11 protein-coding genes are annotated in these 12,651 nt (G+C 34.1%); 7 read left to right on the top strand and 4 right to left on the bottom strand.

The features are described from left to right. Positions 1–2: 2 nt before the first annotated feature. From EKM64_RS04560 to EKM64_RS04545, 4 genes are all read left to right on the top strand, one after another. Positions 3–800 carry an SDR family NAD(P)-dependent oxidoreductase gene (locus tag EKM64_RS04560; RefSeq protein WP_125676047.1) on the top strand — a complete coding sequence of 266 codons (798 nt, stop codon included), beginning with the start codon at positions 3–5 and terminating at the stop codon, positions 798–800. Between the two features lie 12 nt (positions 801–812). Next, positions 813–1,130 carry a LapA family protein gene (locus tag EKM64_RS04555; protein ID WP_125676045.1) on the top strand — a complete coding sequence of 106 codons (318 nt, stop codon included), beginning with the start codon at positions 813–815 and terminating at the stop codon, positions 1,128–1,130. A gap of 89 nt (positions 1,131–1,219) precedes the next feature. Beyond that, on the top strand, positions 1,220–1,402 hold the full coding sequence (gene rpmF / locus EKM64_RS04550) for a 50S ribosomal protein L32 (RefSeq protein ID WP_057764109.1): 183 nt from the start codon (positions 1,220–1,222) through the stop codon (positions 1,400–1,402). A 55-nt stretch (positions 1,403–1,457) separates the two neighbouring features. Beyond that, positions 1,458–2,186: a hypothetical protein gene (locus EKM64_RS04545; RefSeq protein WP_125676043.1), complete on the top strand. Its 729-nt coding sequence runs from the start codon at positions 1,458–1,460 to the stop codon at positions 2,184–2,186. A gap of 62 nt (positions 2,187–2,248) precedes the next feature. Here EKM64_RS04545 and EKM64_RS04540 read toward each other — a convergent pair whose 3' ends face one another. Continuing rightward, on the bottom strand, positions 2,249–2,431 hold the full coding sequence (locus tag EKM64_RS04540) for a YjzD family protein (protein ID WP_125676100.1): 183 nt from the start codon (positions 2,429–2,431) through the stop codon (positions 2,249–2,251). Positions 2,432–2,533: 102 nt separating this feature from the next. Between EKM64_RS04540 and dnaE the strand changes: the two genes are divergently transcribed. The 3 genes from dnaE (at position 2,534) to pyk (ending at position 8,723) form a co-directional block, all read left to right on the top strand. Continuing rightward, positions 2,534–5,848 (top strand): DNA polymerase III subunit alpha, encoded by a 3,315-nt coding sequence (gene dnaE / locus EKM64_RS04535; RefSeq protein ID WP_125676041.1) that lies wholly within the window; start codon positions 2,534–2,536, stop codon positions 5,846–5,848. A gap of 105 nt (positions 5,849–5,953) precedes the next feature. After that, positions 5,954–6,913, top strand: coding sequence for a 6-phosphofructokinase (gene pfkA, locus EKM64_RS04530; RefSeq protein ID WP_125676039.1), 960 nt, complete (start codon positions 5,954–5,956; stop codon positions 6,911–6,913). A gap of 40 nt (positions 6,914–6,953) precedes the next feature. Next, entirely contained in the window at positions 6,954–8,723 is a 1,770-nt protein-coding gene (pyk, locus tag EKM64_RS04525) for a pyruvate kinase (RefSeq protein ID WP_125676037.1), read from the top strand. 85 nt (positions 8,724–8,808) lie between these two features. Here pyk and EKM64_RS04520 read toward each other — a convergent pair whose 3' ends face one another. From EKM64_RS04520 to EKM64_RS04510, 3 genes are all read right to left on the bottom strand, one after another. Beyond that, the gene (locus EKM64_RS04520) at positions 8,809–9,594 is read right to left on the bottom strand and encodes a Cof-type HAD-IIB family hydrolase (protein WP_125676035.1); all 786 of its coding nucleotides are present in this window, start codon (positions 9,592–9,594) and stop codon (positions 8,809–8,811) included. A gap of 184 nt (positions 9,595–9,778) precedes the next feature. Next, complete coding sequence (locus EKM64_RS04515; RefSeq protein WP_164505296.1) at positions 9,779–11,452, bottom strand: HTH domain-containing protein; 1,674 nt, start codon at positions 11,450–11,452, stop codon at positions 9,779–9,781. A gap of 1 nt (position 11,453) precedes the next feature. Beyond that, entirely contained in the window at positions 11,454–12,620 is a 1,167-nt protein-coding gene (locus EKM64_RS04510) for a MalY/PatB family protein (RefSeq protein ID WP_125676031.1), read from the bottom strand. Between the last annotated feature and the right edge of the window lie 31 nt (positions 12,621–12,651).

Raw genomic sequence — 12,651 nt, 5'->3', positions numbered from 1 at the left:
TTATGACTGATTTACTAAATCAAACTGTTGTCATTACCGGTGCATCTTCTGGAATTGGAAAAGATGTGGCGATAAACTCGGCTAAATTGGGTGCTAATGTTATTTTATTGGCAAGAAATGAAGAAAAATTATTGGCTGTTAAGAATGAATGTATTAGAGTTGGTGCTGAAAGTGCTCGTCACGAGTATTTAAGTGTTGATATGTCAGATCCCAAGCAAATTTCTGACAGCGTTGCAACGATCAATAGTTTGACTGATAAGATCGATATTTTGGTCAATGCAGCTGGTTTCGGGGATTTCTCCAACTATCTCGATACAGATTTTTCTACAGTTGAAAAGATGTTTAGAGTTAATGTTTTAGGATTGATGCTAATGACAAGATTAGTTGCTGGCGAAATGATCGGACAAGGTAACGGACACATTATTAATATTGGTTCGGTTGCTGGAAAAATCACCACGCCTAAATCAGCGGCCTATTCGGCAACTAAAGCAGCTGTTATTGCATTTTCAGATGGATTGAGACTAGAACTCAAACCATTCAAAATACACGTTACAACGGTCAATCCTGGACCTGTAGCCACAAACTTCTTCGATGTGGCCGATCATGGTGGCAATTATTTAGATTCAGTTAAACTGTTTGTCCTTGATCCAAATAAATTAGCATGGGATATTGTTAATTCATTCAATACTAATAAACGTGAGATCAACCGTCCAAGATATATGGCATTGGCGGCCGTTCTTTACAAGTTGGCACCAAGTGTAGGTGATTTACTTGCAAGTACATTGGGTAATCGTAAGTAAGGGGAGATAGGTATGAAAAGTAAGCAAGCAAGATTTGTTATTGGTTTATTAATTACGTTAGTTGTTGTAATTTTTGCGATTTTAAACGTTGATCCTGTGACAATTAGCTTTGGTTTTACACGAATTAAGTTACCTTTGATCGTATTGATCATTGTGACTTTGTTATTGGGAGCGATTATTACTATGTTATTATCAAATAGTGGTAATAAGAAGGATGACAAGAAGTTGTCTCGAACTGCACAAAAGCAATTTTCTAATTTAAAAGTTTCAAATGATAACCAAATTGTTGATGCATTAAAGGAAAATAAAGGAAAAAAACAAACAAAATAGGAATATTGCTTGCTCTAATGTTTTTATGATAGTATTATATTAAACGTTAGATTCGATTAAGTTAATATAAATTAAAGGAGTTTTTAAATATGGCTGTTCCAAAGAGAAAAACATCAAAACAAAGAAAACGTCAAAGACGTGGACACATTAAGTTGAATACACCAAACATGCAATTTGACGTTGCTACAGGTGAATATCGTTTAAGTCATCATGTATCACCATCAGGTATGTATAAAGGTGATCAAGTAGTTGACACTAAAAAAGAAGCTTAATTAAAAGCCAAGTAAATTATGCTTGGCTTTTTTTTAATAAGTGGGGAAAATTCTCATGAAAAAAATTAAATATTTATTTTTAGTGATCGTTCCGTTATTCTTGTTACTTTTGACAGGTTGCTCAAAGCTTTCTTTGAAAACTACTAAGGATACGTACAAGGCCGATGGTTTAGTAGCCGTTGTTAAGGGTAAAGCAACTGATGCTGATAAAGTTACAGCTACTGTCAGTGGCAAGACTAAGAATGTGAAACTAAATGATGGCAATTTTGCGATCTCTGTTCCAGTTGCTACACGTGACAAGAATGTCAGGATAAAGGCGACTAAAGGAGATAAGTCGAAGACCGAAATAGTTAAAGTAAAGAAAACTAGGGCTTTGACTGGTTATACAACTTTTGCTCAAAAATACAATTACGCTAACTTAACTTTGGGTAAGCAAAATGATCAATTAAAGTTAATTGCCAACAATAATGGTATTTTGAAGCATAAAACCGCCAGTGGGACTAAGTTGGTGTTGAATGTTCAGGATAATCAGTTAATGGGTATTGCGATGAATTTGTCGTATAAATCGATGAAATCTAAGACCGGTATGAAAAATTTTGCAACTGATTTAGCAATGGTTTCCCAATTAGTGGGAGCTGATGGTAAAGCAGTTCTAAAGGATCTTTCAAAACAGATCAAAGATGCTGATGGTGGAACGACAACAATGAAACAAATCACTTCTAAGGGTGTTAATTTCAATATTAATTTGACTACAAAAGACTTTTATCTTTATGTAACCAAATAAAAAACGAGACTGGGCATTAAGCCGGGGTCTCGTTTTTTGTATGAAGAAAAATAAAATCACGCCTATTTGGCGCGATTGTCGCTTTTATCTAAAATAACTGGAATTATAAAGAAGATAATTGCGAAAACAGCACTGACAATAACAGAGCTTTGGAAATTATAAGCTTGTTGGTTTAAGGCACCACCAATGAAGCCAGCAACTTGACCCAAAATGATCGACCAAAGCAATACATCGAAATATCTCATTTCTTCCATCTCACTTTCTTCAGTAGTTTAGCACAAAAATGAGCTTTGCCCAATAATGTTCATAAACACTTTGATATAATTTTAACCAAAGGGGGTAGTCAATTGCAAGCACAACTCCAAGTAATGAGTAGTTATAGTTTATTACATAGTCCGTTGAAGTTGACTGAACTGATTGATAGAGCCAAGGAACAAGGCTATCAAGCAGTTGCTTTAACAGATCTGAATAATTTATACGGCTCGATAGATTTTTATAAATATGCTAAAAAACAAGGTGTTAAACCTATAATTGGGCTAGTAATTGAGACCCAAGGGATAATTGATGTTAATAACGATTATAAATTAATTTTATTGGCAAAAAACAATCAAGGTTATAAAAATTTGATAAAAATTTCTTCATTGGTTATGTCAGCTAAAGATAAAGTACAAATAACAGATATTAAACAATTCTTATCAGATCTATTTGTTATAACACCTTCTATTGAACCTGAAATTATGAGTATAAACGATCATCAGGAGTATTTTGATATTTTAAATTCATTAGTTGATAGTGATTCATTATATTTAGGAATTGGTCTTTACTCAGAACAAATTAATAATGTGAAAGATATCCGTCAAGTGGCAGAACGTCAAAAGTTACCAATCGTTGCTTTAGGGGATGTCCGCTATATCAATGAAGATGACCATTTGGCCTATCAGGTTTTAAATTTTGTCAGAACCGGTGATAAATTTGATAATCTAGACCAAGTAGTTGAACATGGGGATCATTATTTGCATTCATTTAATGATTTTTCTTCTATATATAATGAGTATGATTTAGATCAAGCGGTCAATAATTCTGAGCTGATTGCAGATAATTGTAACGTAGAGATAGAATTTCAAGAAACTGAATTACCAAAATTTGAGACAGGGGATGTCAGTTCAGCCGAATATCTGAAAAATTTAGCTTCCAAAGGACTAAAACGTCGTCTTAATAACAATATTCCAGATAATTATCAAAAACGATTGGATTACGAATTGCGGGTCATTGAAAAAATGGGATTCTCAGATTATTTCTTGATCGTTTGGGATGTCATAAAGCATGCACATCAAGTTGGGATAAAGACTGGTCCTGGTCGTGGTTCAGCGGCTGGGTCACTGGTTTCATATACCTTAGGCATCACACAAGTAGACCCAATCAAGTATGATTTGCTGTTTGAGCGATTTTTAAATCCTCAACGTGTAAATATGCCAGATATTGATTTGGACCTGCCAGATGACCGTCGTGACGAGATGGTCGAATATATGCATGATCAGTACGGTTCTGATCATATGGCACAAATAATTACCTTTGGAACATTAGCTGCTAAAATGGCTTTAAGAGATATTTCCAGAACATTTGGCCAAACACAATTTCAATTAAGTAAATGGTCAGATTCGATACCACGTAAACTAAATATTACCTTAAAAGAATCATACGAAGAGTCTAGTGAGTTAAAGGGTTTAGTTGCCGAATCTAAAGAAAACCAGCTTATTTTTAAGGTTGCTAAAAGGATCGAAGGTATTCCTAGACATTACTCAACTCATGCTGCAGGGATTGTTTTAAGTAAAAAGCCAATGACTGATATTGTGGCAGTTCAACTGGAAGATGACGGCATAAATCTGACGCAGCAGACTAAGAATAATGTTGAAAGCGTTGGTTTGTTGAAGATGGATTTTCTAGGATTGAGAAATTTAACAATCCTTGATTCGGCGATCCAAATGATCTCTAAACAATATGGACGTGAGTTTTTACCAGAAAAAATTCCACTGAATGATCTAAAAACTTTGGAATTATTTCAACGTGGACAAACAGATGGTGTCTTTCAGTTCGAATCCGACGGAATAAAAAGTGTTCTCAGACGGCTTAAACCGACTTCATTTGATGATGTGGTGGCTACAAATGCCCTTTATCGCCCAGGGCCTATGCAAAACATTCCGACATTTATTGCTAGAAAACATGGTGATGAACCAGTAACATATCCTGATGATTCTTTAAAAGAAATATTACGGCCGACTTATGGTATTTTGGTATACCAAGAACAGGTTATGCAAGTATCGTCTGAAATGGCCGGATTCTCATTGGCAGACGCCGATATCTTGCGTCGTGCTATCAGCAAAAAAAATGAGATTTTGATGCAAGAAAATCATCAAAAATTCGTTAATGGTGCTGTAAATAAAGGCGTTGCTAAGGAATCAGCTGAGAATGTTTACCACTATATTGAAACTTTTGGTAATTATGGATTTAATAAGTCCCATTCAGTAGCATATTCAATGATTGCTTTTTGGTTAGCTTACATTAAAGTACATTTTCCAGGGGTGTTTTATACTTGCTTATTGAATTCTAATTTGAATAATGAAGTTAAACTCTCAATGTATATTCAGAATGCCAAAGATAGCCATCTTAAAATAAAAAATGTTGATATAAATCAAAGCCAGGTTAGTTTCATTTTTGATAATGAATCGATTCAATTCGGGCTTTTGAATATCAAAGGTGTTCGTCGAGATATGGCACAGGATATTTTAAATGAACGGCAGAATAATGGTAAGTATGTCGATGCCAAGAATTTCCTGCAGAGGATCGATAAGCGATTTGTTAAAAGCGAATATTTAGAACCACTAATTTTATCCGGTGCATTTGATAGTTTTAATAAAAATCGTCGTGAACTTTTATTAGATTTTCGAGATCTGATTGAGAGTATTCAACTGGCAGGTTCCAATTTATCTTTATTCGATGTTTTAGACCCCAAAAAGCATGAAATTAATGACTTTACCTTGACTGAAAAATTGAATCAAGAGAAGAAGTATTTAGGTATCTATGTTTCAGGCCACCCAGTTGAAAAAATCAGACAGAAATTATTGAATACTCAGACGTTTAAAATAGGTCAGCTGAACCAGGTTAAAACTCAGACGGTGAATATTTTAGGATTAGTCAAAGATGCTCACGTCATTAGAACTAAGAAAGGGCAGCAAATGTGTTTTCTTAGTTTAGAAGACGAAACTGGAAAAGTATCGATCACAGTTTTTCCAAGATTATTTCAAAAGTTTTCAGAAGAAGATTTAAATAATAAGATATTCTTGATTGTTGGACATGCTGAAGATGGCCGCCGAGGAGATCTTGAGTTTATTGCAGATAAGATAAATGATCCAAAGCAATATTCAGTCCAGTTACCAGAAGAAAAACTTTATCTAAAGATCCCAGCCAATTTTTCAGATCAGAAACTAAGGGAACTTTATCAGTTGATCGAAAAAGATACTGGTCAAGTTCCTGTGATTCTCTATTTTGAAAAGAATAAGCAGGCATTATTATTGAAACGTAATCGCTGGGTGCGTTTTAATGAATATATGAAGACAGAACTTGTAAAAATGTTGGGAGAAAGAAATGTCTATTTAAAAAAATAGCATTAATTTCAACTTAAAACGTTTTCAGCTCTACAAAGAATGTGAAAAAAATGTTATATTTTATAAGGTTTTGTTTTTGAAACAAATAAATTTGGAGTGTGAATAATGAAGCGTATAGGTATTTTAACCAGTGGTGGAGATGCCCCTGGTATGAACGCTGCTATTAGAGCAGTCACACGTAGAGCTTTGGATAAAGGCTTAGAAGTGTATGGCATTAATTATGGATATGCTGGTTTAGTTGCTGGGGACATTTTCCCATTAGCTGCTTCTGATGTATCTGATCGTATTCAACGCGGTGGTACTTTCTTGTATTCAGCAAGATACCCAGAATTCGCCAAAGAAGAAGGCCAATTGAAGGGTATTGAACAACTTAAGAAATTCGGTATCGAAGCATTGGTTGTTATTGGTGGAGATGGTTCCTACCATGGTGCATTACGTCTAACAGAACATGGATATAATGCAATTGGTTTACCAGGAACTATTGATAACGATATTCCTTACACAGACTTTACAATTGGATTTGATACAGCCGTAAGTACTGTTATCGAATCAATCGATAAGATCAGAGATACAGCCACTTCCCATGAAAGAACTTTTGTTATCGAAGTTATGGGTAGAGGTGCTGGTGATATCGCCCTTTGGGCTGGTGTCGCTGGTGGTGCTGAAGAAATTGTCGTTCCAGAACGTGACTTTGATATTGCAGAAATTGCAAACCGTATCAAAAAGGGTCGCGAAAAAGGTAAGAAGCACATGCTTGTCATTCTTGCCGAAGGTGTTATGCATGCTCAAGAATTCACAGATAAATTAAATGAATTCGGTGACTTCCAAGTACGTAGTACTGTTCTAGGTCATGTGCAACGTGGTGGTTCACCAACTGTTAGAGATCGTGTTCTAGCAAGTAAGATGGGTGCTTATGCCGTTGACCTTCTTGAAGATGGTAAGGGTGGAATAGCTATTGGTACTGAAGACAACAAGTTGACATATCATAGCATGCTTGATTTATTCGATGGAAAGCACAAACCTGATTTAGACTTATATGATTTAAATAAATCATTAAGCAGATAATTTGATACAATGGATCCAACAAAAGAAAAGGGGTTTCTCGATGAAAAGAACAAAAATTGTAAGTACACTTGGTCCTGCAAGTAATGATATTGAAACAATTACTAAATTAATTGAAGCTGGAGCAAATGTTTTTCGCTTTAACTTCTCACATGGTGATCATGAAGAACACCTTTCACGTATGAAGATGGTTCATGAAGCAGAAAAAATTACTGGTAAGACTGTTGGTATCGTTCTTGATACTAAGGGTGCTGAAATCCGTACAACTGTTCAAGAAGGCGGAAAGTTCGAAGCTAAGATTGGCGACGTTATCCGTATTTCTATGGATGATTCATTAACTGGTAATCCTGAAAAAATTGCTGTTACATACCCAGGTCTTTTTGATGACACACATGTTGGTGGACACGTATTGATCGATGATGGTCTTGTTGATTTGAAGATCACTGAAAAAGATGATGAACACCGTGAATTAGTAACATCAGTACAAAACGAAGGTATGATCGGTTCAAGAAAGGGTGTTAATGCACCTGGCGTTGAAATTCGCCTTCCTGGTATTACTGAAAAGGATTCTGATGATATTCGTTTTGGATGTGACAACGGAATCAACTTCATCTCAGCTTCATTTGTTCGTAAAGCTCAAGATGTTCTTGACATTCGTGAAATTCTTGAAGAAAAACACTGTGAAGATGTACAAATCTTCCCTAAGATCGAATCACAAGAAGGTATCGACAATATCGATTCAATCTTAAAGGTTTCTGATGGTTTGATGGTTGCTCGTGGTGACATGGGTGTTGAAATTCCATTTGAAAACGTACCATTCGTTCAAAAGAGCTTGATCAAGAAATGTAATGCTCTTGGTAAACCAGTTATCACAGCTACACAAATGCTTGATTCGATGCAAGAAAACCCACGTCCTACACGTGCCGAAGTTACTGATGTTGCTAACTCTGTTCTTGATGGTACAGATGCTACAATGCTTTCAGGTGAAAGTGCTAACGGTGACTATCCTGTAGAAGCTGTTGCTGCTATGAGCCTAATCAATGAACGTACAGAACATCAATTAGACAAGAGTAACCAACTTGCAATCCAAAGATTCGAAGAATACAAGGGTTCAAACGTTACAGAATCAATTGGTGAATCAGTTGTTAGAACTGCTGAGGAACTAAGTATCAAGACAATCGTTACTGCTACTAAGTCAGGTTATACTGCACGTATGATTTCTAAATATCGTCCAAGTGCTGATATCCTTGCTATTACATTTGACGAAAGAACACAACGTGGTTTGACAGTTAACTGGGGTGTTGATCCTATTATTGCTGAAAAACCATCAAACACTGATGAAATGTTCGATCTTGCTGCAAAGAAAGCTCAAGAACTTGGTTTTGCTAAAGAAGGAGATCTAATCCTTGTTGTTGCCGGTGTTCCCGTTGGTGAAAGTGGTACAACTAACTTGATGAAGGTACAACTAATTGGTTCAAAGCTTGTTAAGGGCCAAGGTGTTGGTGAAGAATCAATTGTTGGTAATACAGTTGTTGCTCATACTGCTAAAGAAGCAAATGATAAAGTTAAAGAAGGAGATATCCTTGTTACAGAAATGACAGACAAAGATTATCTTCCAGCTCTTGAAAAAGCAAGTGCTGTTGTTGTTGAAAACGGTGGTTTGACATCACATGCAGCCGTTGTTGGTATTGCTATGGGTCTACCAGTTGTTGTTGGCGCAAAGGATGCTACTTCACTTATCAATGATGGTGAAACAGTAACAGTTGATTCAAGACGTGGTGTTGTATACAAGGGCGCTTCACGTTCTCTATAATACATATCATTAATTAAATGAAATAAATTAAAAAGCTAATCTACTAAGGAGGAATACCTCACAGTAGATTAGCTTTTTTTGTGTCTTAGATAAATTCAGATATAAAATCTAAAACTCCTTGATTCTGATTATCAGTTGTTTGTTTATTAGATACCATTTTTACGTGATCTTGGGCATTATCCATTGCCACACCTAAACCAACCTCTTGAATCATTTCTAAGTCATTACCTCCATCACCAAAAGCACACATTTCTTCTAAAGAGATATTCAAATCTTTTCCAAGCTCTGCTAGACCAGCCGCTTTATTTCTACCAGGTTGAATAATATCAATATCTCCGTGACCACTGCTTGTGGGTTCGGCCAATTCCAATAATTCAGATTTTAGCTCTTTCACTAAATTTTTTGTTTCAGATGGAGGACAAGATAAAGCAAATTTTAAAATTTTATCGTTAATCTCATTAAAATTATCTAAAGTTACTAATTCGTGGTAATATTTTTTGACATTATTAATATAATCTATTGGTTCGCTATTTAATATATATGCACTTTTAACACCACATACCAAAATTTGAAGTTGTGGGATATTCTGCAATTTTGAAATAATTTTTTTCGCGGTTATCTTATCAAAAGAATGTACGGCATAGATTTTATTTAAATCACGAATATATGCACCATTTTCAGCTACATAAATAGTGTCGGGATATTTTTCAAAAAATGATTTTAGTTGGAAATATTGATTACCGCTTGCAACTACCCATTGGATATTCTTGGCGTCCATTTTTCTGTGAAGATCAGAAAATCTATCTTCATCGTAAGTCATATCGTTACGCAGGAAAGTACCATCCATATCAGTAGCAAATAATTTTATCATTAGAATAACTCCTCGATTATTTTATTATTTAAAGATTAGCATATTCATCTCTTCATCTGTTAATGGATTCTTTACTGCGGATAAAATACTGGTTACTAATTCGAAATCAAAAAAGGGATAGTGAGATATGTCATGACTTAGTATGACATATGTCGTAAAAAATAGACTGTATCAAAAATACAATCTATTCTGGATTATTTAATATTTTGAATAAATCTTCGTAACTTGAGATCTGTTTTATTTTTTCCTTAGATGTATTGTGAAATATTTTGTATAGATAACTGAATATTTGACGTGATGCTTCTTCTTGATCATCAATAACAACATTGAGAATTAAATTAATTGAATTGTTATTTAAGATCACTGGATTTTCCAATTTAATTGCAAAGATACTTCCGAATTTTATACGGGATGATGCGTGTGGGACAGCAATTATACTATCAATTATTAATTGATTTCCGGCTTCCTCACGATTTATCAATGTTCTAATTAGATCATCACCTAATAAATCTCTACTCTTAAATTCCGATAGACCAATTCTTAGATTATCAAGGTAACTACCATTTTGATTATCTAAATTAAGATAATTACTAGGTGTAAAAATATTTCCCAGATTTTTATTAATATAGTAATTACTAGTGATCCTCTTTAAATAAGATATGTGTTGTTGGTTGATTATTCCATTAATTGAAATATCAAATTTACCTGAATTATCGCTGCTTGGGCCATTCATAATACTGATATCATAACTATTATCACGTAAAAGATTATCAAATTCATCTTTTGAATAAACGCTTTTTAGATTGATATTATTGATATTCTCTAAAAGAATATTCTCATTGATATTGGCGATTGAACGTTGGTATGTATACATTAGAATTTTGATATTCTTGTCTTCAGATATAATATCTATCGCTCTAACGACATATAGACCAATGTATTCATCGTTGATAATAATATCTTTGATTTCCTCTTTAGCAGCTTGACTAAAATCATTTGCTAAATCAAAGGCAAAGGGATTTTTAATCTTTATATCTTTTATCTGTTTAGTTAAGGAGGCAGAGATAAAGGTTGGGAAGAGGTTGTTTCGACATAAATGTTCAGTAATGTCAGTTACTAAACTTGTTTCTTCGATTTGTAATTCATATTTGTCAGTTATTTGTCGTAGTATTTTTTTAATTGATGCTGTATTTAATTTGTTTAGAATTTGAATTTTTTCCAAATAAAATTTCTTAGCATCGTCAATTTGGCAGATATTTAAAGCGAGAAATTGTGCCGTAATTTGTTTTGAAACTAAATACTTATTAATTTCAGGCGGGATATACTGTTTATCTTCTTTTATAAGATTATTGATTTTAGGCATATTTAAATTTGGAACATTTTGAATTAATTTTGGATTATTGAAAATCAAATATGCTAATAAATCTACTTTTGTTATTCTTTGAAAATCGACTTGATAGCCCTTACCTATTTTAGAAGTTATTTCTACAAACCCCTGGTATCGATTATTTAGTCTTTCTACGGTATTGGCGACTTCCTTTTTTGAAAGGTATGTTTCGGCCATCAGATTATCGATACTCTTATTTTTTAAAATTAATAGTTTGAATAGGAAAGTTTGGTCGTCAATTTCAAATTGTTCAATTAGTGCTTGAAATTCTCGATAATTTTTAATTACCATGTGGTATTTGCTACTAGAATTTATTTGGGCAATGGATCTCTCGATTAGGTATTGATTAATTTCGTTAATATCACGAATAATGGTTCTTCTGGAACTATTGACTCTTTCCGCGAGTTCAGTTCCGGTGTAATCATCATTCCAAAGTAATATTAAAATTTGTATTTGACGAACGTTTAACATATTAATTGCGAATGCCAAACTCCATTCGCTTCAAACCCTCCTCTAATTTTGATTTAGGACAGGCAATATTCATTCTTAAATAATTACTATCTCCATAAGTTGTACCTGGCATAATTCCAACTTTACCTTGGTTGATCAGTTTATTTTGTAATTCTTTCATTGGAATATTTAAACCAGAGACATCTATCCAGGCCAGATATGTTGCCTGTGGTATTTGAAAGTTTAACATAGGAAGCTTTTCTTTTAAAAAGTTATCTATTATCATAAAGTTATTTTGAAGATAGGGGACCAATTGATCTAAATATTCGACTCCTTTGTCACTGTATGCAGCCATTTGTGCATACATACCTAAGATGCTAACTGAGGATAAGGCATTTTTATCTTTTAATTCGATTAAAAAAGCATCTCTTAACTTAGTATCAGGAGTAAAGGTATATGATCCGATCAAACCAGGAGTATTAAATGTTTTAGATCCGGATGAACAGATAACGACATTTTTTTGGGTGATATTAGTTATTGGAATGTACTTTGATCCGGGATAAACGATGTCTTTATGAATATCATCAGAAATGATAAATACCTGATATTTTTCACAAAGTTGAGTGATTCGTTCCAATTCTTCTCTGGTGAAGACTTTTCCTGTCGGATTATGGGGATTAGTCAATAGAAAAATTTTAGTTTGCTTTTGTGATAAAACAGCTTCCAAAGAATCCCAATCAATTTGATATCCAGTCTGAGCACTACCCAAACGGATGGGGATTAATAGGCGATTATTTTGCTCGATAACTTTATAAAAGGCATCATACATTGGAGTAAAAGTTGCTACGGCTTCATTTTCTTCTGAGAGTAAACGAATAAATGTGGCTACGCTGAATATAACACTAGGGCTGTATACGATCCATTCTGGATCGATTTCTGATTGGTCTCGTTCTTGATACCAATAAACGATACTATTCTTATAATCACTATGATTCCAGCGTGAGTAACCATAAATGGGATGTTCTATCCGTTCCTTTAGGGCGTTTTGAACTGATTCTGGAACGGGAAAATCGGTATCGGAAATTGAGAATGGAAGAATATCATTTCTGCCAAAACGATCAGCAATATAGTCCCATTGTGTACTGTAAGTGTTTTTACGGTTGATAACATTATTAAAATTATATTTCATAAGTTTTTCCTTTCAAAAAAGGGATGGGATA

Origin of the sequence: Companilactobacillus keshanensis (assembly GCF_003946205.1) — a bacterium.
Classification (GTDB): domain Bacteria; phylum Bacillota; class Bacilli; order Lactobacillales; family Lactobacillaceae; genus Companilactobacillus; species Companilactobacillus keshanensis.
This window is presented reverse-complemented; position numbering and strand designations above follow the sequence as displayed.